The organism is Methanothrix sp. (assembly GCF_016706325.1).
Taxonomy (GTDB): Archaea; Halobacteriota; Methanosarcinia; order Methanotrichales; family Methanotrichaceae; genus Methanothrix.
In genome coordinates, this window is the sequence record NZ_JADJJX010000001.1 from 1,812,317 (window position 1) to 1,833,147 (window position 20,831).

24 protein-coding genes and 1 pseudogene are annotated in these 20,831 nt (G+C 51.1%); 10 read left to right on the forward strand and 15 right to left on the reverse strand.

The window, feature by feature from the left end; all coding sequences use genetic code 11:
* Positions 1 to 69 precede the first annotated feature (69 nt).
* Positions 70 to 1,029, reverse strand: a complete 960-nt coding sequence (locus tag IPI63_RS09315; RefSeq protein WP_214064765.1) for a tyrosine--tRNA ligase — start codon at positions 1,027 to 1,029, stop codon at positions 70 to 72.
* A 155-nt stretch (positions 1,030 to 1,184) separates the two neighbouring features.
* Here IPI63_RS09315 and IPI63_RS09320 point away from each other — a divergent pair, with 155 nt between their 5' ends.
* Entirely contained in the window at positions 1,185 to 1,367 is a 183-nt protein-coding gene (locus IPI63_RS09320) for a hypothetical protein (protein WP_214080224.1), read from the forward strand.
* Between the two features lie 70 nt (positions 1,368 to 1,437).
* On the opposite strand, the gene IPI63_RS09325 is transcribed toward IPI63_RS09320, so the two are convergent.
* The 4 genes from IPI63_RS09325 to glyA all read right to left on the reverse strand — a co-directional run bounded on the left by IPI63_RS09325 (position 1,438) and on the right by glyA (position 4,979).
* On the reverse strand, positions 1,438 to 2,082 hold the full coding sequence (locus IPI63_RS09325; RefSeq protein WP_292478091.1) for a molybdenum cofactor guanylyltransferase: 645 nt from the start codon (positions 2,080 to 2,082) through the stop codon (positions 1,438 to 1,440).
* Complete coding sequence (locus tag IPI63_RS09330) at positions 2,067 to 2,663, reverse strand: DUF2121 domain-containing protein (protein ID WP_214064762.1); 597 nt, start codon at positions 2,661 to 2,663, stop codon at positions 2,067 to 2,069. Before IPI63_RS09330 ends, IPI63_RS09325 begins: the two co-directional genes overlap by 16 nt.
* A gap of 211 nt (positions 2,664 to 2,874) precedes the next feature.
* Complete coding sequence (locus IPI63_RS09335; RefSeq protein ID WP_292478093.1) at positions 2,875 to 3,738, reverse strand: bifunctional 5,10-methylenetetrahydrofolate dehydrogenase/5,10-methenyltetrahydrofolate cyclohydrolase; 864 nt, start codon at positions 3,736 to 3,738, stop codon at positions 2,875 to 2,877.
* Entirely contained in the window at positions 3,735 to 4,979 is a 1,245-nt protein-coding gene (glyA, locus tag IPI63_RS09340; protein WP_292478094.1) for a serine hydroxymethyltransferase, read from the reverse strand. Before glyA ends, IPI63_RS09335 begins: the two co-directional genes overlap by 4 nt.
* Before the next feature lie 182 nt (positions 4,980 to 5,161).
* Between glyA and IPI63_RS09345 the strand changes: the two genes are divergently transcribed.
* On the forward strand, positions 5,162 to 5,614 hold the full coding sequence (locus IPI63_RS09345; RefSeq protein ID WP_214064759.1) for a PUA domain-containing protein: 453 nt from the start codon (positions 5,162 to 5,164) through the stop codon (positions 5,612 to 5,614).
* 7 nt (positions 5,615 to 5,621) lie between these two features.
* Here the strand turns inward: IPI63_RS09345 and IPI63_RS09350 are convergent, their stop codons facing one another.
* The gene (locus IPI63_RS09350) at positions 5,622 to 7,475 is read right to left on the reverse strand and encodes a BPL-N domain-containing protein (RefSeq protein WP_292478095.1); all 1,854 of its coding nucleotides are present in this window, start codon (positions 7,473 to 7,475) and stop codon (positions 5,622 to 5,624) included.
* 133 nt (positions 7,476 to 7,608) lie between these two features.
* On the opposite strand from IPI63_RS09350, the gene IPI63_RS09355 reads away from it, so the two are divergent.
* From IPI63_RS09355 to IPI63_RS09375, 5 genes are all read left to right on the forward strand, one after another.
* Positions 7,609 to 8,523, forward strand: a complete 915-nt coding sequence (locus IPI63_RS09355; protein WP_292478096.1) for an ABC transporter substrate-binding protein — start codon at positions 7,609 to 7,611, stop codon at positions 8,521 to 8,523.
* A gap of 45 nt (positions 8,524 to 8,568) precedes the next feature.
* Positions 8,569 to 9,633, forward strand: a complete 1,065-nt coding sequence (locus tag IPI63_RS09360; protein ID WP_292478098.1) for an iron ABC transporter permease — start codon at positions 8,569 to 8,571, stop codon at positions 9,631 to 9,633.
* 1,122 nt (positions 9,634 to 10,755) lie between these two features.
* A complete protein-coding gene (locus IPI63_RS09365) occupies positions 10,756 to 10,881 on the forward strand; it encodes a hypothetical protein (protein ID WP_292478099.1) in 126 nt (41 codons plus the stop codon).
* A complete protein-coding gene (locus IPI63_RS09370) occupies positions 10,878 to 11,024 on the forward strand; it encodes a hypothetical protein (RefSeq protein ID WP_214064755.1) in 147 nt (48 codons plus the stop codon). Before IPI63_RS09365 ends, IPI63_RS09370 begins: the two co-directional genes overlap by 4 nt.
* Positions 11,025 to 11,028: 4 nt before the next feature.
* Positions 11,029 to 11,175 (forward strand): hypothetical protein, encoded by a 147-nt coding sequence (locus IPI63_RS09375; protein ID WP_292478100.1) that lies wholly within the window; start codon positions 11,029 to 11,031, stop codon positions 11,173 to 11,175.
* A 537-nt stretch (positions 11,176 to 11,712) separates the two neighbouring features.
* Here the strand turns inward: IPI63_RS09375 and aroA are convergent.
* From aroA to IPI63_RS09395, 3 genes and pseudogenes are all read right to left on the reverse strand, one after another.
* A pseudogene (gene aroA, locus IPI63_RS12955) lies at positions 11,713 to 12,983 on the reverse strand (3-phosphoshikimate 1-carboxyvinyltransferase).
* Between the two features lie 202 nt (positions 12,984 to 13,185).
* Positions 13,186 to 13,569, reverse strand: a complete 384-nt coding sequence (locus IPI63_RS09390) for a type II toxin-antitoxin system VapC family toxin (protein WP_292478103.1) — start codon at positions 13,567 to 13,569, stop codon at positions 13,186 to 13,188.
* Positions 13,566 to 13,784, reverse strand: coding sequence for an antitoxin VapB family protein (locus IPI63_RS09395; RefSeq protein ID WP_214064751.1), 219 nt, complete (start codon positions 13,782 to 13,784; stop codon positions 13,566 to 13,568). Before IPI63_RS09395 ends, IPI63_RS09390 begins: the two co-directional genes overlap by 4 nt.
* Before the next feature lie 407 nt (positions 13,785 to 14,191).
* Between IPI63_RS09395 and IPI63_RS09400 the strand changes: the two genes are divergently transcribed.
* Positions 14,192 to 14,524 carry an ADP-dependent glucokinase/phosphofructokinase gene (locus IPI63_RS09400; RefSeq protein WP_292478104.1) on the forward strand — a complete coding sequence of 111 codons (333 nt, stop codon included), beginning with the start codon at positions 14,192 to 14,194 and terminating at the stop codon, positions 14,522 to 14,524.
* Positions 14,505 to 15,530, forward strand: a complete 1,026-nt coding sequence (locus IPI63_RS09405) for an ADP-dependent glucokinase/phosphofructokinase (protein ID WP_292478105.1) — start codon at positions 14,505 to 14,507, stop codon at positions 15,528 to 15,530. The genes IPI63_RS09400 and IPI63_RS09405 overlap by 20 nt, the downstream gene beginning before the upstream one ends.
* Positions 15,531 to 15,665: 135 nt before the next feature.
* Here the strand turns inward: IPI63_RS09405 and IPI63_RS09410 are convergent, their stop codons facing one another.
* Positions 15,666 to 16,469 (reverse strand): hypothetical protein, encoded by an 804-nt coding sequence (locus tag IPI63_RS09410; protein WP_292478107.1) that lies wholly within the window; start codon positions 16,467 to 16,469, stop codon positions 15,666 to 15,668.
* 34 nt (positions 16,470 to 16,503) lie between these two features.
* Entirely contained in the window at positions 16,504 to 17,175 is a 672-nt protein-coding gene (locus IPI63_RS09415) for a hypothetical protein (RefSeq protein ID WP_292478109.1), read from the reverse strand.
* A gap of 98 nt (positions 17,176 to 17,273) precedes the next feature.
* On the opposite strand from IPI63_RS09415, the gene IPI63_RS12960 reads away from it, so the two are divergent.
* Positions 17,274 to 17,474 carry a hypothetical protein gene (locus IPI63_RS12960; RefSeq protein ID WP_366850816.1) on the forward strand — a complete coding sequence of 67 codons (201 nt, stop codon included), beginning with the start codon at positions 17,274 to 17,276 and terminating at the stop codon, positions 17,472 to 17,474.
* Positions 17,475 to 17,952: 478 nt separating this feature from the next.
* Here the strand turns inward: IPI63_RS12960 and IPI63_RS09420 are convergent, their stop codons facing one another.
* The 4 genes from IPI63_RS09420 to IPI63_RS09435 all read right to left on the reverse strand — a co-directional run bounded on the left by IPI63_RS09420 (position 17,953) and on the right by IPI63_RS09435 (position 20,780).
* Positions 17,953 to 18,117: a hypothetical protein gene (locus IPI63_RS09420; protein WP_292478111.1), complete on the reverse strand. Its 165-nt coding sequence runs from the start codon at positions 18,115 to 18,117 to the stop codon at positions 17,953 to 17,955.
* 270 nt (positions 18,118 to 18,387) lie between these two features.
* Positions 18,388 to 19,710: a DUF2117 domain-containing protein gene (locus tag IPI63_RS09425; RefSeq protein WP_292478113.1), complete on the reverse strand. Its 1,323-nt coding sequence runs from the start codon at positions 19,708 to 19,710 to the stop codon at positions 18,388 to 18,390.
* A 237-nt stretch (positions 19,711 to 19,947) separates the two neighbouring features.
* Entirely contained in the window at positions 19,948 to 20,229 is a 282-nt protein-coding gene (locus IPI63_RS09430) for a DUF2098 domain-containing protein (protein ID WP_214064748.1), read from the reverse strand.
* A gap of 83 nt (positions 20,230 to 20,312) precedes the next feature.
* Complete coding sequence (locus tag IPI63_RS09435) at positions 20,313 to 20,780, reverse strand: hypothetical protein (protein WP_214064747.1); 468 nt, start codon at positions 20,778 to 20,780, stop codon at positions 20,313 to 20,315.
* Positions 20,781 to 20,831: the final 51 nt, after the last annotated feature.

Below are 20,831 nucleotides of genomic sequence, written 5' to 3' on the forward strand. Positions count from 1 at the left end.
CCCTATTTGGCATGAGACCATCCTCAGCTCTCTATGCCGCGCTTGAATAATTAATAATTATAGCATTATTCACGCCTTCATCCTCTCCCGCACTGGAGCTAAGATCTCGATCATATCCTCTGCACAGGCCTTCTTAAGGTCCATGGGGTGCAAGGCCCCGCTGACGAAGTCCGCCTCCAGCCCTTCATAGCTGGCATAATGCACATCGCCGCCGAACTTCTCCGGCCTTTTTATAGTCATCCCCTCCTCCATCCGGGGGAAGATGTGGTACCTGCATATGGCCAGCACTGGGTTGTTCTCCACCACCTGGGCCGGGCAGAAGGCGCTCTTGATCTTCTTCTCCACATCCTCGGCTGGCTCATCCACAGCGATGTTGTTCCCCTTTGAAGAGGACATCTTCTCCCCGTTCAGTCCCGGGATCAGGGGGGTATGCAGACATACGGGCGCGGGCAGTCCCAGGCGGGGCAGCTCCTCCCGGGCCAGCATATGGATCTTTCTTTGGTCTATGCCTCCCACTGCCAGATCGATCCTGAGGTCGGCGATATCCACAGCCTGCATCAGAGGATAGATCATCTGGGAGACCATGGGGTTTTCTGCACTGCGGCTCACCTCATCCATGCTCCGCCTGGCCCGGTTCAAAGAGGTATTTCTGGCCATCTGCAGGATCTTCAGCATGAAATCGGGCTTGAGCTGGTAGTCTGTGCCATAGACGAACTCCGTTCTCTCCGGGTCCAGTCCCAGGGCCATAAAGCAGTCCCGGTTATAATCTGCGATCCGGCGCACCTCCTCCAGACTTCCCTTCTCATTGAGAAAGGCATGCAGATCAGCCAGGAGAACCACTACATCGAAGCCCGCCCTCTGCAGATCGAGGAGCTTATTGGCAGTCAGCATATGGCCCAGATGGATCTTGCCGCTGGTCTCATAACCCACATAAGCCCGCGGGCGGCTGGACTTCTCCAGCAGACCCTTCAGTTCATCCACGGTCACTATCTCTTCAGTATTCCTCATCACCAGCTCAAGCTTGTCCAAATCAGATTCACCAGCCTGGAAAAGGAACGAAGAGGTATAATGCTTTTGGTTCCCTGAATCACCAGAAAGCAGGCCTTTAGAATATTTTAGAAGTTCTGCTGCTACAGGGCTGTAATAGGAAAAGAGATTAATACTAATTCCAACCATGGACAGTCATGCCAAGGAGGGGATATAAACTGCAACAGTTGGGAATGAGCCGTGAGAAGAACCTGGTGCTGATATTGCTGGCCGTCTTGGTAACCCTCATCCTCTGGAACAGTTTCTGGTCTCTGGCCAAATTGGCCCTCTTCCTGGCGGTAGCCTATATCGTATATCAGGTTCTCAAGCAGTACATTTAACAGTAGCCCTGATTCCTTAAGATCCAGAGACTGCTCTCTTTCAGGTCCAATAAGCCGTTTAAAAAATCCTTCATCTCCTCTCCGCCCAGAGAGATTGGGCCTTCTCCAGATCCTCTCTGGTATTGAGATTGAAAAAGGAGAGCTGTTCGCAGTCAAGCGGCAGAAGCTGCTCTATTGGAACCCAGCTGACATGCAACTCCTGCAGGAGAAGATTAACCTTCCTCTCTCCCCTCTCCAAGGCCCTCTGACAGGCATGCTGCATCCTCTCCCTCTCGTAGACTGAATGGAGAGGCTCAAAGCGTCCATCGGGCTGCACCGGAACTGCCGCCTCATAACCTGAGCCCCGGTCTGCCAGCTCAAAGAGCCTCTGGATCACCATTCTGTTCAAGAAAGGAAGATCGCATCCTGTGACAAAGGCAAGCCTGCCCCTGGCCGCCCTCAACCCGGCCTCGATGCCCGCCACCGGCCCGAAGCCATTGATGCTGTCCCAGGTGAAGCGAATCCCGGCCCGATCCGGATGTGCTTTGTCTGATACGATCTCCTCCAGGCTTCCGGCATGCCCTCGATCCCTGGCCACCACCACCAGCTCATCGGCAGCAGAGAGGAGGATCTCCGCTGTCCAGGAGATGAGCGGCCTGTTATCGAACTGCAGGAGGGCCTTCTCCCGGCCCAGACGCTGGCTCCTTCCCCCTGCCAGGATCACAGCGGAGCGCATAGCCTCCAGCCGTTCTCCTGGCAGTCCCCGTCCAGGGCCTCCTCCAAAGCCTTCTGGGGATCGGAAAGCCTTCTCTCGCTCCTCAATATCACATACTCCCGGCTGACAGAGGCAGTCTGCTCTCCTGCCTTCTGGAAGATCTCTCGAACCAGAGCCTCATCCACCCGGCCGCTGGCCTGAACAACAATCGATACTGCGATCTGCTGGGTGAAGCGGTTGCCATAAATGATGCACCCCGCCACTCCTCGATCTTTGACTCTGACCTCATTTCCGGAGATCTCGACCTGCAGATGGGCCCCAGGGGTGACATAGATCCTCCTGCGCCTATCAAGTTGAGGGGTGATCTCTGTAACCTCCCCCACTAGAATGTCACCCCGCCTCCAGACCTTATCTCTGCCATCCGCTACCTGCAATGTGGCCCCGGCCTCCTTTGCTCGGGCCAACAGGGCCTCATCATCCTTGATCAGGCCGCTGTAAAGATCCTGCTCAAGCTCAGGGCAGCTTCCCAGGAAGGTGATGGAACGCCTGTCGCCCCCTATCACTGCCTCCTTGCTCTTTGCCAGGGCGACTACCAAAGACATCCTCTGATCCTCTCCTTTGTATTATTTCGATCTGATCTCCATTCGATCTGATCTCCATTCGATCTGATCTCCATTCGATCTGATCTCCATTCGATCTGATCTCCATTCGATCTGATTCCCGTTCGATCAGATCTCCATTCGATCTGATTTCCGTTCGATCTGATTTCCGTTCGATCTGATTTCCATTCGATCTGATTCCCGTTCGATCTCTCTACTGGCTGGAACCTGTCTGCTCCTCAGCAGCCTTCAGGGTCTGGCGGAGGAGCATGGCTACAGTCAGCGGCCCCACCCCGCCAGGAACCGGGGTTATCGCTCCAGCGATCTCAGAGACCGCCTCATACTCCACATCTCCCACCGTCCTGTCCCCTACCCGGTTGATGCCCACATCAAAGACATAGGCCCCCGGCCGGACCATCTCCTTCCTGATCAAGCCCGGGACGCCCGCAGCCACCACCAGTATCTCTGCATCACGGGTATGCTCGGCCAGATCGCGGGTGAAGACATGGCATACCTGAACAGTGGCATTTCGGTTGAGCATCATGGCTGCTAAGGGTTTGCCTACCACATTGCTATGGCCAACGATCACCACCTCCGCCCCCTCCAGCCTGATGTCCAGCCTCTCCAGGGCATAGATGATCCCCAGAGGGGTACAGGGCACCAGCCTCTCCACTCCCAGGAGCAGAGAGCCCATATTGAGAGGATGAAAGCCATCCACATCCTTCTTTGGCAGAATGCTCATCATCGCCCTCTGAGGGTTCAGGCCGCCGGGCAGGGGCAGTTGCAGTAGTATGCCATTGACATCCTCCCGCTGGTTTAGCTCCTGGATTTTGGCGATGATCTCCTCTTCTGTGCTGCTCTCCGGCAGGAGCACATTCTCAGATCTTATCCCCGCCCGGGAGCAGGCAGAATGCTTGAGCCTGATGTACATCTGCGAGGCCGGATTCTCCCCCACCAGGAGAGTGGCCAGCCCGGGGACGATGCCCTTCTCCGCCAGCCTCTTCGCCCTGGCCAGGCTCTCTTTTTCCACCTCAGCAGCCAGAGCCTTTCCATCGATTATCGCTGCCAGTTTGATCACACCATATCAGGATACAGGGGAAACTGGTCGCACAGGGCCCGGGCCTCGGAGCGAACCTCAGTTATAGTCTTCTCATTGTCGATGTCGCGGAGCACCCTGGTGATCAGGTCAGCGATCTGGAGCATCTGCTTCTCTTTCATCCCTCTGGTGGTCATGGCCGGAGTGCCCATCCGGATGCCACTGGTGACGAAGGGCTTGGCCGGGTCGAAGGGGATCATATTCTTGTTCAGGGTGATTCCCGCCCTCTCCAAAGTCTCATCAGCCATCTTCCCGGTGATGCCCTCCTTCAGGAGCTTGACCAGGAGAAGATGATTGTCTGTGCCCCCGCTGACCAGATCGAAGCCATTTTTCAGCAGCCTCTCGGCCATGGCGCGGGCATTTCTTATCACCTGGAACTGGTACTCCCTGAACTCCAGGGTCAAGGCCTCCTTGAAGGCCACAGCCTTTGCCGCTATGGAGTTCATGAACGGGCCGCCCTGGGTCCCGGGAAAGACAGAGCGGTCAATGGCCGGCGCAAGCTCCTCTTTGCAGATGATCACAGCACCCCGCGGCCCCCGCAGGGTCTTATGAGTGGTGGTGGTGACGATATCAGCATAAGGCACAGGGGAGGGATGAGCGCCCACAGCACACATGCCGGCGATATGGGCGATATCTGCCATAACCATAGCCCCCACATCATCGGCGATCTGGCGCACCGCCTTGAAATCGATTATCCGGGGATAGCTGGATGCACCCACCACAATGATCTGGGGGCGGGACTTGCGGGCGATATCAGCCATATCGGAGTAGTCCAGCATCTCCGTCTCCCTGGAGACATTATAGGGAACGATCTTGTACATCTTGCCTGAGAAGTTGACCGGGCTGCCGTGGGAGAGGTGGCCACCATGAGCGAGGTTCATGCCCATGATGGTATCTCCGACATTGAGGACGGCAAAATAGGCCGCCATATTGGCCTGAGTGCCGCTATGGGGCTGGACGTTCACATGCTCTGCGCCAAAGAGCTTCTTGCAGCGCTCCCTTGCCAGCTCCTCGGCCAGATCCACGCAGCCCGTGCCACGATAATAGCGTTTGCCTGGATAGCCTTCAGCATACTTATTGGTCATGACAGAGCACTGCGCCTCCATGACCGCTCTGCTGGTGAAGTTCTCTGATGCAATCAGGATGATATTATTCCGCTGCCTCTCCAGCTCAGACTGGATGGCAGACGCGATTTCGGGATCAACAACATCTAAGGGTTTCAAATCGAATCACCGGCGCTAATTAGCAGGATGGGGGGTGGTTTACTGAGGAGGGCAAAATAGATTATGGTAAGAGGGCGAAATCCGCTCTCCCCTCCTGTGAATCATACCCGATGGCATCGGCTCCATGATGCTCTGGCACCGGCACCATAACTCTTTTATCGCCTGCAGCAGATTGGAGCAGGATGCTTAAACGAGCGAGGATGATCGCCGATTATCAGTTTGGCCGGGGCGCAGGGGAGGCTCTCTTTCCCGAAGGCACGACATACAGCCTCTCCAAGACCCGCCGGCTGAGATATCTCTACTGGGATAAGGAGAGGGTGGCCACAGTGCGAGCTAAGGATAACCTCTTGACTTTGAGCATGATCGGCGCAGAGAGGCTGCACCGTCTGCTGAAGAGCCCCAGGCAAAGGGTGACGGCCTCTGATGATGCAGCAGCATTCATAGCCAAAGGGGGAAATCTATTTGCCAGACATGTCCTCGCCGTCGACCCGGAGATCAGAGCTGGCGAGGAGGTTCTGATCGTTGATCCTCAGGACGGACTTTTAGCCACGGGCACTGCCATCCTCTCTCCAGAGGAGATGCTGCAGATCAAAAGAGGGCTGGCAGTCCAGGTGAGGGCAGCGGCAGAGCATTGATCCTGGATTATTCTCCTCCGGCAAGCAGATTCTTCAGGGCGCAATCATAGAGCGAGAAGACATCCCTGGCATGGTCGGCCCTGTTGAGCAGGTTGATCAGGTGGGCCCCAACACTGTATTGCATCAGGTCAAGGGTCTGACGCAGGGTGATCATACACTCATATAGAGGTCCTGGAGGGTCAGATGAGGAGATGATAAGATGCAATTCATCCCGTGCTTCTCTGCAATCCTCGGTCTGGTTGGCAAGCAGGAGGGCATTCATACCCCTGTATCTGTGGAAGAGCTCTGCATAATTGACAGCACAGGGCATATCAACCTCCCTTATCTTCTTCTCCATATCCTCTATGGCAGAGAGGAGCTCAGAGAATCCACTAATTGGTCCATTCATATCGCTGGCTTCTTGATACCCCGAAGACAGGCTCTCAGCATAATCAAAAAACTGATCCGCAGCCATCTGAACCTGTTCGATCCACTCCATGGCTTGAGCATTGCCGCCAAGAAGCGACTTGAATGCGCTCAGCCTGCTGTACTGCTGCTCCAGCTCCAGGCAGCAGATGGCGATCTCTCTCATCTGATTGCAGAGAGCCTCTGAGTAGGTGAGCATTGTTCTGTCATACCATAGGCCCAATGGGTCTGACCTGTCTCCCGCTCCCAGGGAGACTATGGCACTGCACATCCTCTTGCAGCTCTCCAGGATGGGCAGGGCCGATTCTGCCGTCTGTGCAATGGCCAAGATTCGTTCTCTGCTGATTGTTGCAGGAGGGCTCCGGCTGTAGCTGGCGAGCACGGACCGCCTGGGTTTGGAGGCGGCATAATAGAGGGCCTGAGCGTACATCCTGTGGCAGGATCCGGACCACTCTGGATGGGGGCCGAAGAGGACAACCCCGCCCGATCCAAAGCGGGAGGAGATGATGGCAGCGCTTCCCCAGATATCTTTAACCCTGTCTGATGGCCTCTGATCAATGGGCGCCTTATACCTGGCCAGCACAGCCACCGAATCGCCGGTCTCAAAGATGCTCGGCCCGCCGAAGTAGTCCATCCGGACGAGCGGGCCCGAACCGAGGCTGGGAGAGCCTTGACTGTAGCCGAACATTATCGGATGGGAGGGATCAACTATCTCCAGATAGAGCGGCCCGATGAGGCTCCTCCATTCCCAGTCGCCGGCAATGGCATCCCTGGGCTCGAACCAATCTGCGCGATAGGATGCGTCCACAATATTCAGATCCGGATGCGGATTTCCCATCAGGGCTTCAGTTGCGCCTGCGCATACTCCTATGTATCCTCCTCCCTTGTAAATGAAGCTGCGTATGTTCTCTAACCCTTGAAGAGCCTCCTCCTCTGAGGCGAAGGAAGAGAAATGCATTGAGCCTCCGGGCATCACAAAGACGTTGGATCGGGCCAGGATGCTGTCCGGATCGTCATCATCCTGCAGAAGATCCTCCGCATTGACCAAAGCTGCCTCAAAGCCCATGCCGCGGAAAGCAAGAGAGTGCATCAGAGCATTGTCGTATGTTGTATGGTCGTAAAAAAGGGCAATGCGTGGCGGGACGAGTGCTATTGACCTCGTCGAAAGCTGCTCGGCGGTCTTTTGGATGCAAAGCAGGCCCTCTCTCCTCGCCTGCTGCTCCAGCCAGAGGACGATTACATCACAGGGTATCTTGCTCTCAATCTTGAAAGGAAGCGACAGGAAAAAGGTGCCTGCGGGATAGCTCCTCTCTCCTGCCAGGATCTCCTCCTGTGCCCATTGAACCGGCACCCCCTCTGCCAGGAGCCTATTTATCAGACGTATAGCGGCCTGATCGCCTCCGCCCGTCCGGTCAGAGCTTCTCTCATCCAGGGAGATAAGATATGATACGGGCATCAGAATCAGTCCACCTTCTATGAAATACAGGAGTTGATTCTGATAAAGATAATGCTTCCCCCCTTACCAAAAGCTTTAAACCAACTGTACTTGTTTTAATCCAGGTTGTTTAGATTGTTAGAGGTGAGAGAGATTGAGAATTAAGTCGATAGCTTTACTGCTGGCTGCAATGCTGCTTTTCTTCACTGCCGCCGGCTCGGAGGAATTCTGGCCCATAACTGCAACCGATGACCTGGGAAGACCGGTTAATATCACCAGTGCTCCGGAGAGGATCATCTCCCTTGCACCCTCGAACACAGAGATACTATTTGCTCTCGGACTTGGGGATAACGTTGTGGGCGTGACAAAGTACTGCAATTATCCCCCGGAGGTGGAGAGCCTGAAGAAGAGCGGAAAGATCGCTGTTATTGGGGGGTATGTTGATCCGGATGTAGAGAAGATCCTCTCGCTGAAACCGGATCTCGTTCTGGCCAGTGATATCAGCATCAACAATACTATTCCCTCACTGGAGAAGGTGGGCGTTCTGACCTATGTCGTCGAGTCGAAAAACCTCTCTGGAATTCTCACATCTATAAAAAAGGTCGGAATAATCACAGGAAAGAAGGCTGAGGCGGACGCCCTCGCCGATGAGATGGAATCCAGAATTAAGGCCGTGTCAGATAGATCAGAGGCTCTTCAGAAGAAGAGGGTTCTTTACATCGTCTGGCACGATCCCGTCAAGACCGTTGGCACTGGGAGCTTCGAGGATGAGATCATCGAGCTGGCAGGGGGAACCAACATATTCCATGATCTTTCGGGATATCCTCAGGTAGATCCAGAGGCGATAGCAGTCCGGAACCCGGAGGTGATAATCACCTGCACTGGCATGGGCGAGGGAATGGACCTGCCTTTCCAATGGGCCAAGACAGATAGAAGCCTGAATCTGACGGATGCCCGCAATAACGATCAAATATACCAGGCCGAGGGTGATATTATAACCCGCGCCGGACCGAGGATAGTCGATGGCCTGGAGATGTTCTTCCGGTTCATCCATCCAGAAGCATCCTGAAGCCGTCTGAATTATTGCAAAAATCAACAATCAAGAGACAGTGAAATGAGCGCCTTAAGAGGGAGTGAGCTTCGACATAAATATCAGAGGTTCATTGCCAGAAAGGTGCTCTTCTTCCTGGTCATGATCATGGGAATAGTCGCCCTGGCCGGGGTGGCTATCACCCAGGGCTCGGCAGATATCAGCAGCCAGGATGCTTATCACTCCATTTTAGCCAGGTTCTTTCCAGAGCGCTTTCAATCCACAGCATTTACCGATATGATCGTCTGGGATCTGCGCCTTCACAGGATCATAATGAGCATAGTTGCTGGCATGGGGCTGGCGGTCGCCGGGGCTGTGATGCAGGGGGTCTTGAAGAACCCTCTGGCAAGCCCCTTCACCCTGGGAGTCTCATCTGCTGCCAGCTTCGGAGCAGCACTGGCCATCATTATGGGCGCTGGCATCATCGGCGGGCAGTGGATGGTCATCGGTAATGCCTTCATCTTCACCCTCCTGGCATCTTTCGCCGTCTATGGGCTGGCCAGGTACAAGGGGGTGACACCAGAGACTATGATCCTGGCGGGAATTGCCATCATGTACCTCTTCAATGCCTTAACCTCCTTTCTTCAGTACGCCGCCAGGTCAGAGCAGGTGCATGAGGTTGTCTTCTGGATGATGGGCAGCCTCGGTCGGTCATCCTGGGAGAAGGCGGGGATGGTCTTGGCAGTTCTCATAATCTGTCTTCCCTATCTCATCACCAGGTCATGGGATCTCAATGCTCTCGGAGCGGGGGATGAGACTGCCGCCAGCCTGGGAGTGAATGTAGAGCGAACGAGAGTGGTACATACCATGCTGGCCTCTCTGATCACCGCCAGCATAATCTGCTTCACTGGGACCATTGGCTTCATTGACCTGGTCTCGCCTCATATAGCCAGGATGGCCATAGGCGGCGATCACAGGTTCCTCCTGCCGGGCTCTGCTCTTGTGGGCGCTCTCTTGCTCTTGGGCTCTGATACTCTTTCCAGAGTCCTGTTAGCACCGATGGTACTGCCCGTGGGCATCATGACCTCCTTTCTGGGAGTTCCGTTCTTTGTGTACCTCTTCCTGCGCAGGAAAAGAGAAGAGCATTGATGATGAAAAAGCGAAAAAGTGAAGCAGCAAGCCTCAGCCATGGCCTGCCTCTCAGCCGATGGATATCAGGTCGAATGGCCTTCTTCTTTCCGAATAATGTTATATTTTAGGTTTATATATTAATTCTGCATAACGATCACATTGTAAGTTTATATAGTAAGTTTATATCGTAATTTTATATCATAAATTTACATTGAAATCTACATCACAGGTTTATATTATAAGTTTTCATCATGAATTTATATTCTGTATTTATATGGTTACTCCACATAATTAGCTTAATCTACATTATCCTACATAATTAGCTTAATCTACATTATCCTACATAATTAGCTTAATCTACATTACCCTACATAATTAGCTTAATCTACATTACCCTACATAATTAGCTTAATCTACATTGATTTACATAATTAATTCAATTTACAATAATTTAAATAATTAGCTTAATCTACATAACTCTACATAATTAGCTCAATCCACATTAATCTATATAATTGACTAAATCTACATTTATAATTAACTTAATTTACATAATTAACTTAATCTACATAATTGACTCAATCCACATACTTAAATTAGTTTATATATTTAAGCTAATTTACATTCATGAGTTAATTTACATACTTAATTTACATACTTGATTAACATCCTTAATCGACAGTAAAATTCATATAGATTGTGCTTAAACTAATTGGCATGTCGAAGCTCAGCAGTTCCATTTTTAGTAGAGAGCACGGCAGCGATGTATCCTTAGATGCATCTGTAAAAAAACCGGGACTGTAACACCCAATCCGGCCTGATCTGGGTTGGGTATCTGATGTTCGATCGCCAAATGGCGTTATTGAATTGGAATAGACTTATAAAAACCTTAATTGGAAGGATGGGCGGCATAAGAGATTGCCGGTCTCTTAATGATATTGGCCTGCGTGGAGTTCTTGCTTCTCCATCAATGGGGAATCGAGAATTCTGGCGGATATGGGGCGAAAAATGCAGCTCACCCATCCTTTCGGGAAGTAAAAAATGATTGGAAAAAATGAAATAAGCAAAATCAGCAGGCATAATGAGCACTGTGAGCTCTCTGGAATTGGAGCCAGGCTGCTTGGTTCCAAAGCAGGCTACATGAGAGCCCATGCAGACAGCATCCGGCATGCAGATGAGATCTTGTTCGCACTGACTCTGACTGTACTGATATTCGGATCGGTCTTCTCCATGGACATCGTGGCTAGAATGGGGGCGATGCAATGAGAGGATACTATGAAACCCTATACGATGCACTCGTAAACCAGAACTACGGATCGAAAAATGCCCCCTTAGTGGAGATATTCCTCTGTCTGGGAGCATTCATAGGGATAGGCCTCACAGCAGTTATGCTCAGGGCCGGATGGTAGGCCGATGGAATCTGATAGCAGGAAAAGAAGCTCATCCTCTCTGCTGGTTTATAAAAATAAGCTGAAGGCCGAGCGCCATTTCCTGCTGACGGAGCTGGCGGAATGCGCCAATAAGATCAGGCGAATAGACGAGCAGCTCAAATCGATTTGAAGCAGATCATCCCTGGAGAATGATAGCAGGCGGCATCTGATCCTGTATACTCCGCCGCTCCTCAGGAGTGTGATATGAGTAATGGGCAGGGATCATTTCCCGCCTTTCTCACCTCCTTTCCACTGGATTCTACCATACGGCTTTATGTAATTACACTTTTAATTTTTAAATTTTTAAATTTTTAAATTAAATGCCGCATTCTGATGCATGGGAGCATACATACAGAGACTCGGCTGGCTCTCACCTATATCCGATTAGAGGCAGCCTGTGCAGATTGTTATACAGGCGATAGAGGGCTTAAGAGCGGTGGCAGGAAAAAGAGCCGTTCTCTTTGCTGGTTTACAAAAATAAGCTGAAGGCCGAGAGCATTCTCTGCCGACGGAGCTGGCGGAATGCGCCAATGGGATCGGAGAGAATGGATGAGCAGCCTGAAGGAAATCTACTCCATCCTTCTCAAACTTCGGTTGGCTGCATCCTTATCGAACCTCTCAGGGGCGAGATCTCCTCCCGCCCATTGCCAATCTGCTCGATGTACTCTCATTCAACCCTCACCCTCGCCCCCAGCCTCTCCATCTCCATGAAGAAGCCCGGGTAGCTCACATCCACCGCCTCTGCCGTATCGATCTTCGTCTCTCCGGCCACAAGACCTGCCACCGTCAGGGCCATGACTATCCTGTGGTCGTGATAGCCGTGAACGCTCGCCCCGCGCAGCCTTCCACCCTCGATCTCCAGGCCGTCCGGGCGCTCCTTGATCTTCGCACCCATCTTCGTCAGCTCGACGGCCATGGCATGAATCCTGTCCGTCTCCTTGTGGCGGACATGCTCTGCATTCACCACCCTCGTCCTGCCCCTGGCCACAGAGCCCAGGACAGCGATGGTGGGAACCAGATCAGGAGTTCTGCTGGCATCGATCTCTATCCCCTCCAGCTCTCCTCCCCTGATCCTCAGGTCGCCTGATTCTCTGTTCCAGGATACCCGAGCCCCCATGAGAGCCAGTATATCGATGATAGCCGAATCACCCTGCCGGGAGGGCAGGATGCCTCTTACTGTCAGCTCCGATCCCGTGACTGCAGCCGCTGCCAGGGGATAGGAGGCGGATGAGAAGTCGCCGGGAATGGTGTATTCCTCAAGGCCGAAGCTCTGCCCTCCGGGCAGTATGAACTCCTGCTCCTCTTCCTCCACTCTGATCCCTGCATCACGGAGCATATCCAGGGTGATCTCTGCATAGGGGCGGGACTTCAGCTCTCCCTCGATCTTGATCCTCGTCTCCCCTCTGCCAGGGGAGAGGCGATGAAGAGGGCGGAGAGAAACTGGCTGCTCAGCCCACCCTGCAGATGTGCTGTGCCGCCCTTCAACCTTCCTCTGATCACCAGGGGGGCCCTGCCGTTATTCTTAATGGAGAAGGCATCCGCCCCCAACTGGTTGAGAGCGGCAAGCAAGGGTCCGTTGGGCCGGCTGCGAATGGAGGAGTCGCCGGTCAGCACGGCTCCCTGGGTGAGCGCTGCCACTGCCGAGCAGAAGCGCAATGTGGTGCCCGAGTTCAGCACGTCGATCACATCCTCGGGAGTCTGGGGCTGATCCCGGACCCCTTCGATATGAAGGTCGTCCTTTTTCTCTTCCTTGCTTATCCTAGCCCCGAAGGCCTCGCTGGCGGAGATTGTGGCCAGAGTATCAGCAGAGAGCAATGGCCGCAGGACCCTCCCCCCTGGGCCAAGAGAGGTGATCAGAATGGCGCGGTGGGTGTAGCTCTTGGAGGGAGGGGCGTAGAGCTCGCCGGATACAACAGAGCACTCGACTGAGGCGATCATGAACCGGAGATGATTGAAGATGTATAAGAAATAAGTGCCATGATATGGCCTGACACGTCCGGCCTGAAAAGGGAGAGAGAAGCCCCCACTCCTCTATCCTCTCTGCCGCTATCACGGCATTCGACGTAGTACGACACAAGTCGAATATAAGCCTTGCGGGCCATATCCTGGATCATGGCAGAGGATGCTGATCATTCGTTCTTCAGTAAACCTTAATGTCCAGTTCAGTCACCTTAGCAACGGACTCGAAATCCTTATCCTTTGTGATTAAGGTCTCAGATTCGTTTGCCACTGCAATCCCGGAGATGAGTATATCGAAGGCATTGACGGAAATCCCCAGGGTTATGAGACTGGTCATGATCTCGCTTGACCTTTCCGCAGCAGCCAGATCAAAATCCAGGATCTTGATCTCTGAAAAGAATCTTCGAAAAAATTTCTCCTCCTTTTTGGACCTATAACGTCTTATGCCGACAAAAATTTCATAATAATTTACTACAGTAGTTGCCAGGTCGCCTCCTAATACACCTCTAATAACCTCCCCACCCCGGAATAGGTCGATAAGAGCGCTGGTATCCAGGACGATCATACTCTCGACCTTGCCATTTCTCTAATCCTCTTAGAATCTGCCTCCAGCCGGTCTAATAACGGGTCATCCTTGAGAGATCCAAAGTATTCAGATAGATCGACTTTATCCCTCTTAAGCAACCTTTCTATTGCGTCGCTGAAGCTCTCTTCTTCTCTCTTTGCCTCTTTAAGGAGTTTATATACGTCGTATCTAATGGAGATGTTCTTGGATGCCATGCTTCTGTGTATGTATGCACAGATATATACAGTTTGGGATTTTCATGGTGATTTAATTCTAATCGCTTCTGCTCGCCAGAAGTGTCACATCCGTGACTCCTGAAATCTGCGCAAACTCAATCAGAGCATTTCTCAGGTCAGCCGGAGTAGTGGCAGCGATATGCAGAATTATGCCAAATCCATACGCCTCTGCCTAATCCATACGCCCTTCCAACCACGATCTGTTTTGCATTCCCCAGAGAGATCCCCAGATCCTGCTCATCTACGTCTGTCCCCTCAATTAAAGACAGACTTATTATCGTGCTTCATCCTCGCTGAGGGCCTCAATGGCCGTGATCGGCCATCATGAGCCTTTTGCCCTGCCACACCCTTTAATATAGTTCGTCATCATCCATATCTCCAACCACATGAATATCATTTGTGCCTATCCGGTCAATCTCGATGCTGTATACGATCTGGAGGAGGAGAGCATATCCCGGTTCGTCCAATCAGCCGATCCCTTTGGTATAAGAGGCGAGCTAAAGGGCTCAATCAGAAGCCGGGAGGACCTCATCTCCTCACTCCTGCACTGCATGCATAACGGGTCTGGAGCGGAGATCCTGGTCGAAGGCCGGGAGCTGGCAGAGGAGATCGAGTCCTCCTTTCCCTGGAGCCTTCGCCTGGGAAGGGAACGCCGGCATCATGGCCAACCTCCTTGCCACTCTCGGAGCCAGCCCCATCTTGAATGCTCCCACCCTTGAGCCCAGGCTGGGGGCGCTTCTTTCCTCTGGCGTGAGGGTTCCTGTTTCAGGACGCCTTATGGAGCCCTCCCGGGCAGCGGAAAGGCTGGTCATGGAATCAAAGGTACTGCATTTTGTCATCCAGTTCAAAGAGAGGGATCGCATCCCCTCGCCTCAGGGGATGATATCTGCCGCCAAAGATAACCGCTTCATTGCCACCTATGATCCGGTGAACACCCAAATGGCATCGAGCCCGGACTTCGATGACTACTGCAAAGATAATATCCAGGATATCGATGGCGCCATCTTGTCCGGCTTTCACCTCGCCCCACCGGATCGGTACCGGGATATCTTCCCTCCCAGGATCGAGCAGATCAGGGGCTGGAAGGAGGCCAACCCTGATATGTTCATCCACCTGGAGATGGGCTCATTTCAGAGCCCGAGAATCGCCAGGCACTTCCTCTCCCTCCTGGACCGGATCCCTCCGGACAGCCTGGGCATGAACGAGGATGAGCTGGAGACGGCGGCAGGGGAGATCTCCTATCCCGATCTCCTGCCCGCACCGGCATCTGCATCCACAGAGGCTGAACGGAGCCAGTGGCAGGAGAGGATGGAAAAGGCGGCCAGGCTGCGTGAGGAGCTGGGCATCCTCCGGGTCGCAGTCCACACCCGAGACTATATTCTGAGCATCATGGAGGAGGGCAGGTTGACTGCAAGGGATGAGCTGCTCGCTCTGCAAAGGGGGGCTGATTCTGCCGCTGCCCTGGCGGCCACGGGCTCGGCAAAGGGGGTGCCGCCGGAGGAGGTCAATCCCCGCGGTCTGGAGGCCCAGAGGGAGTTCTGCCGCCTGGGAGCAGTGAATGCTGAAGAGGGAAGAGGGGCTGCACTAAAAAGAGACGGACTGGTTTTGTCCCTGATGCCCTCCCTCCTGGCGAGGGAGCCGCGCATCACTGTGGGCCTGGGCGATACCGCCACTGCTGCCACCTTCCACCGGGAGCTGCAGGCGATCAGGCGAGATCGGACCTGATCGCTTAATACTACGGGAGTGCGGAAGGTCACGAATTCCTCATCCTTTAGGTTGGAGATGAAGTGAACCATCGCCCGGATTTCATGTTTCATTTTTGATGTAAACTCTCTTTGGGAATCAAATTATATGCATCTGTTAGTCTTGATCTTCGATTAATTTATAAATCAGAATTTTCTTTAATTCTTCAGGAATTTGATCATTTTTATCGGCCAAGACCCAAGGTAATAATTTAGATGCAGATTCAAAGTGCAACAAATTTTTTAATAGTTTAATTTTCGATTCTATGCTGATACTATCAAAATAAATAAAAAGTATCTGTGCAATACCTGGAGCTGTAGATTCCTTCGTAGATAGATAGCTTAAAAGATCGTTTCTCATTTTGGGTTCTAACGTCTCAAAATCATTTACTAAATACTTATACAATCCCAATTCAGATTGCTCCTTGTCCGATAGTGTGTCTCTATACATTAAGATCTCAATATAAATCTCAGATAATATCTTTGCTGCGAGATCTCGAATATCCTTGTACGGGATTGCATCAGTTATCTTATCCCATGGTGCCGGTAATTCTTCGTGATATTTCTGCTTTTCCTCAGGAACAAAGCAAAAGATTGGTCCACCCCATTCTAGTGCTATACTTAGTTCAAAACTCATTAAATTTATTATTTCATAATCTTCCTGGGAATGGAATTCATAAAATTTATTTGATAGGATTGAAACAAAATGGGTGCAATCATCTATTTGAGATCTAATCTCCATTTCTTCTTGTATTTCATTTTTATTATCATCAAAAAATTCATAACGAATACCAGTATTTAATAATTTTATCCTGTTAAATATGCTGGCCAGTTTCCCTTTTAACTTTTCATCATAACAGGATATGTATATTTTTGTATAAGGCAGTCCTGATTTAGGAAGTGTATATATTCCCTCAGACATCTTCTCTAAAGGCAATTTACTCATTATCAATCCTCTATAAAATTTTAGATATAATATATGAATACATATTAATTATTTCATATACATTTTCTTGTGAGATACAGTCAACTTTGTTTTTGCTATCCACATTAAGAATGCCTATGATTTCACGTCCATTATTAGTACTTATTGGAATTGATATTATGCTCTTCATATCACCCCAAATCCTTTTTCTGTCAGAAACATAACCCGCTTCTGGATTTTCTTCCAAATCTATCCATATGGGCTGTTTAGATTTAAACGCAATACCGCAGCACCCCGATTTCGAGTCTATGCTAAGATCTCTATCTATGGAACCCATCATATTATAATGATATTTCATATCTAATGTATTTGACATTTGATTGTATAGCATGATATTTGCTCTATATTCGCTCATCGATTTCCTATCTCCCTTGGAGATAGTTTTTATCAGCATTTCAAGTATTTCTTCAATTTTAATATCAGGATTTATTATTTCATTCCTAACTAAATATATATTAATTAAAGCAACAAATATAATAGCAAATAATTTATACTCGATTGCGATGTCACTATTTAGCTCGTATAAAAGAGGAATAATCAATATTATTGTAGATAACGCAGATTTAGTAATTGATAATGAGAATATTTTTTCTATTTCGTTTTCATAATATTTTAAAAATTTCCTCATTTTGTCTTCATGCATCTTGCTCTGTTCTTTACTTAAAGCATATTTAAATGTTATTCTAGGGACATTTGTTTGTAGTCCCGAAACTTTTGACTTTATATAGCCATCACTGGCGCATGGGAAAGAAGAACAAAGTTGTGAAGTTGACTCCTAGAAAAATTAGGTACATAGTCCGCTATAAAACCAATAACTGCAGCACCAAGTCAATCGCTGAGGATCTCAAAATCAGCGAATCGACGGTAAAGCGAGTCTGGATTCACTGGATTAAAACCAAGATGCCGCTAGACATAAAGAAATTTATGCGAAAATTGATATAAGCCTGCAAAGATCCTGCTGATTTCTAATTTCATATTATCTAGAAATATATTACTTTCTTGCAGACTCTGATTGCATTTGCTGCAATGATATCGACCTAATTTTATAGTTGCTAAACCTAAAATATGATACTTGATTGAGCCATTATGGCACATCTGTTTTCCATATTGCGGGCAAGTAGGAGGTATTGTCCTGCGAAATACACCTTCCCCTGTGAATTCGTACTCATTTGAGTATTCTTTAAATGCATCCACTAGCTGATGGGCAAACGGAAGGTTTAAGAAATTAGTGGCTATTGCTGTCATGGTGGGGACACAGAGCATATGTATTTCATAGTATATAAACCATGTGATTAAATATGCTCTGCCACCATCACTAACCTATGCGATAGTGCTATAATACCATATGATATCGGATTTTATAAGCACAATGATTTGCCTTTTTTACCTCAATCATTACATGCAGAGTATGCAGCTTTCCTTAAGACGGTTTCCGGACCATCCCCGCAGCAAGCTGCGGGGTATTCATTAAAAATAATTCCGTCTCAGTATCAATAGCTGCGTGTATTCCTTTTAAAAAATTAATTATCAAAATCCCTAACTTAGCTCTTGCCTCTCTGTTAGCCGTATCATTTATGCTTGCCATACAATTCCGTCTCTATGGATTAACTATATAATATATTGTCTAGTTAGCTGCATGTGAAATGGGGCATCCATCATCCAATAGTTTATTTTAACATTTCCTAAATCTTAATCGCATCCCTTCTTGCGAGGGAGCCAAAGATAACCGTGGGCCTGGGCGACACCGCCACTGCTGCCACCTTCCACCGGGAGCTGCAGGCGATCTGGCGAGATCGGACCTGATCTGTTCAATTTTTGAACGACCTATTTAATCTGGCGCATGAACGAATTCATGCTATCTATTTCTGATCAAGGGGCTCTTCGATATCTTATGCGGATAGCGGGGACAGACCTCTGTAGCTCGAATGAGATTCCCGCCTGCCAATTCTTTCACCCTCTCCGCCAGATCGCGGGCGCTGATTGAGATCCTCTCCTTCCCCTCGAATATCTCGTCATGTGCCCGCCTGCCCACGATATCATCATAGCCCGGCTGAACCCGGATGATAGTGCTCCCAGGCGCGACAGTCAGGTTCTGGGCGAGGTGGTCAGCATCCCCGTCCACAATGCCTACAACTGGAATTCCCAGGCGGGCGAGGATATCACCAGCAATGGCGGTGGTGTCATCCCCCACCGTCAGGGCAACAGCAGCTCCGGATGCAGCCTCAAAGGCATCTTCTGCACAGTGATCGATGAATGCTGCACCCTCGCCCCGGACCTCCTTGATCCTCGGCCGGGCAGTGCTCCGCCGGATGGAGCCGCTGCGGATGATGGCCTTCTCCAGATCCACCCTGGATAGCTTCTCCAGCCCATGTGCTTTGGGCTCCGCCCCCCTCAGGGATACAATCTCTCCCCCTTTGGCCTCGATCTGCACCTCTGCCTCGATTGCCCGGCCGATGACCGTCCCGTTTACTGATATCAGCTCTCCGGGAATCACCCCGGTCAGAATGCGCCGCACCGAGTCCCCCCGGGCCAGGGTTCTCTCTTGAGAGCGGGGCCGCAAGAGGTCCAGCCCCAGATCATCTGCCAGCCGGGCGGCAGCTCTCAGCCCCTCATAGCTATTTGCATCATTATTATCCTCGGAATCGAATGCTCCCGAGGCCTCAGGGCGGAGGGTGAGATCGGCCACAAACCGCCCGCCACAATCGATCTGTATCAATGGCAGGTCAATTCCGGCGATCTTGGCCACCATCGTCCCGAAGGCGAGCCCCGTCTCCCGGCTCTTGGCCTGGTTGAGAATGATGATGATATCAGAGTCCTCAGCCATATCCCTGATGGAGATGCTCGGCAGTCTTCTGGAATGAATGGAGATCACATCCTCCAAGGCAGCATCAATGACCGCCACCCGGCCCATTGTCCCCCCCAGGACGGCCTTCACCCTGCCCATCCTCTTCAGAAGGTTGATGAGCAAAAGAGCCCACCCTGAGTCTATGATCTCCGGGCCGTGCACCACCACCCCGATCCTCTTGCTGGACGGAGCAGCTCTCTTCTCATTATGGAGGCCCTCGGATAATGCCAGCTCTTCTTTGAGAATATCTAAAATCTCTTGGAGATCGCCCCTGCGGGATAAGCAGACATGACTGTCCAGAATCGCTTCAAGCTTCCAGATAGCTTCTATCATTCTCGACATGTCGCCAATGTGTTATTCATGGATCTTCGCTGATCTATGGCAAAACCGCGGCCACAATCGCTCGCTTGTTTTTGTGACATTGTGGCAAAGCCGGATTCTCGGGCCTTGCCACAGTGTCACCTGCCACAGTGACTTGCCGCAGTGACTTGCCACAGTCTCACAAAGCAAATTCTCAGCCATACATTGCCCACAGGTCCTGGCGAAGAGCCTTGAAGGGAATTTTCCGGCCTATCCGCCCGTCTCCAGGTTCTCGTCCTGCATCTTGACGGCTTCCATCATCTCTTGTGTCTGCTTGAACCTCTCTTGGATCTGCTCGAGCGTCATGCCCTCAAGCTCCTTTCTCTCTGGAGGCTTCTCAATCGGCTCCAGTGTATCCACCCGGTAATAGAGCCCGGTGCTGTCCAGATAGGCCCAGACGCTTCCATCATCCTCTGTCTTAAGCACCTTCACCTTTCCAATGGTGCCCGTCCCGGTGTATCTGACCAGGCTGTCCTCTCTTATCTCAGTCATCTTCAATTCGCCTCTGATTCCCCTTTGTCCACAAATATCCACAAATATACATCAATGCTTTTCAGCCAATGAAGTTCATCGGTCTAGAACCTCTCCACCACCAATGCCGCCTCCTTCCCCTCCGCCAGCCAGCCCTTGACCTCGGCACCCCTGGGCTCGGCGATGATCTCCAGGCCGTGGAACTCCTCTGATCCGCAGAGCACATTCTGCTCGGGATGGGTTCCTGGCTGGATCGTGCAGCTCAGCCGGGTGAAGGGGCCAATGGATACCACTGTCTTCAGACGGGGTGAGGCGGGATGGCCCTTGGGAAGGACGATCAGAGGGGCGCCCAACTCCCGGAGCTGAAAGAGGGTGCAGTGAAGGCCCCGCCTGATCATCTCCCCCCGGCCGAATGATGAGGCCACCATCAGATCCTCAGGCTCAGTGAAGAGAATGACCTCCCTTTCCTCCGTCTCCAGATAGAAAAAGCGCCCTTTGCTCTTGGCCAAGGCTATAGTGCCATCCTCGCCCTCGATATAGGCGATCTCGTCATCACTTAAAGGGATATGCATGATGGGTGAATCAGCCGACCGCCGCCCTTTGAATTCTAATGGACCTGGATC

Bases quoted from the DNA above. Each gene is read 5' to 3' on its own strand.
- IPI63_RS09430 (WP_214064748.1), bottom strand. From the start codon at position 20,229: ATGACTGAGATAAGAGAGGACAGCCTGGTCAGATACACCGGGACGGGC.
- IPI63_RS09330 (WP_214064762.1), bottom strand. From the start codon at position 2,663: ATGTCTTTGGTAGTCGCCCTGGCAAAGAGCAAGGAGGCAGTGATAGGG.
- IPI63_RS09425 (WP_292478113.1), bottom strand. From the start codon at position 19,710: ATGATAGAAGCTATCTGGAAGCTTGAAGCGATTCTGGACAGTCATGTC.
- IPI63_RS09395 (WP_214064751.1), bottom strand. From the start codon at position 13,784: ATGGCATCCAAGAACATCTCCATTAGATACGACGTATATAAACTCCTT.
- IPI63_RS09350 (WP_292478095.1), bottom strand. From the start codon at position 7,475: ATGCCCGTATCATATCTTATCTCCCTGGATGAGAGAAGCTCTGACCGG.
- IPI63_RS09410 (WP_292478107.1), bottom strand. From the start codon at position 16,469: ATGTCTGAGGGAATATATACACTTCCTAAATCAGGACTGCCTTATACA.
- IPI63_RS09420 (WP_292478111.1), bottom strand. From the start codon at position 18,117: ATGGCAAGCATAAATGATACGGCTAACAGAGAGGCAAGAGCTAAGTTA.
- IPI63_RS09325 (WP_292478091.1), bottom strand. From the start codon at position 2,082: ATGCGCTCCGCTGTGATCCTGGCAGGGGGAAGGAGCCAGCGTCTGGGC.
- IPI63_RS09345 (WP_214064759.1), top strand. From the start codon at position 5,162: ATGCTTAAACGAGCGAGGATGATCGCCGATTATCAGTTTGGCCGGGGC.
- IPI63_RS12960 (WP_366850816.1), top strand. From the start codon at position 17,274: ATGGGAAAGAAGAACAAAGTTGTGAAGTTGACTCCTAGAAAAATTAGG.
- IPI63_RS09390 (WP_292478103.1), bottom strand. From the start codon at position 13,569: ATGATCGTCCTGGATACCAGCGCTCTTATCGACCTATTCCGGGGTGGG.
- IPI63_RS09370 (WP_214064755.1), top strand. From the start codon at position 10,878: ATGAGAGGATACTATGAAACCCTATACGATGCACTCGTAAACCAGAAC.
- IPI63_RS09435 (WP_214064747.1), bottom strand. From the start codon at position 20,780: ATGCATATCCCTTTAAGTGATGACGAGATCGCCTATATCGAGGGCGAG.
- IPI63_RS09415 (WP_292478109.1), bottom strand. From the start codon at position 17,175: ATGCATGAAGACAAAATGAGGAAATTTTTAAAATATTATGAAAACGAA.
- IPI63_RS09375 (WP_292478100.1), top strand. From the start codon at position 11,029: ATGGAATCTGATAGCAGGAAAAGAAGCTCATCCTCTCTGCTGGTTTAT.
- IPI63_RS09400 (WP_292478104.1), top strand. From the start codon at position 14,192: ATGAATATCATTTGTGCCTATCCGGTCAATCTCGATGCTGTATACGAT.
- IPI63_RS09365 (WP_292478099.1), top strand. From the start codon at position 10,756: ATGAGAGCCCATGCAGACAGCATCCGGCATGCAGATGAGATCTTGTTC.
- IPI63_RS09320 (WP_214080224.1), top strand. From the start codon at position 1,185: ATGCCAAGGAGGGGATATAAACTGCAACAGTTGGGAATGAGCCGTGAG.
- IPI63_RS09360 (WP_292478098.1), top strand. From the start codon at position 8,569: ATGAGCGCCTTAAGAGGGAGTGAGCTTCGACATAAATATCAGAGGTTC.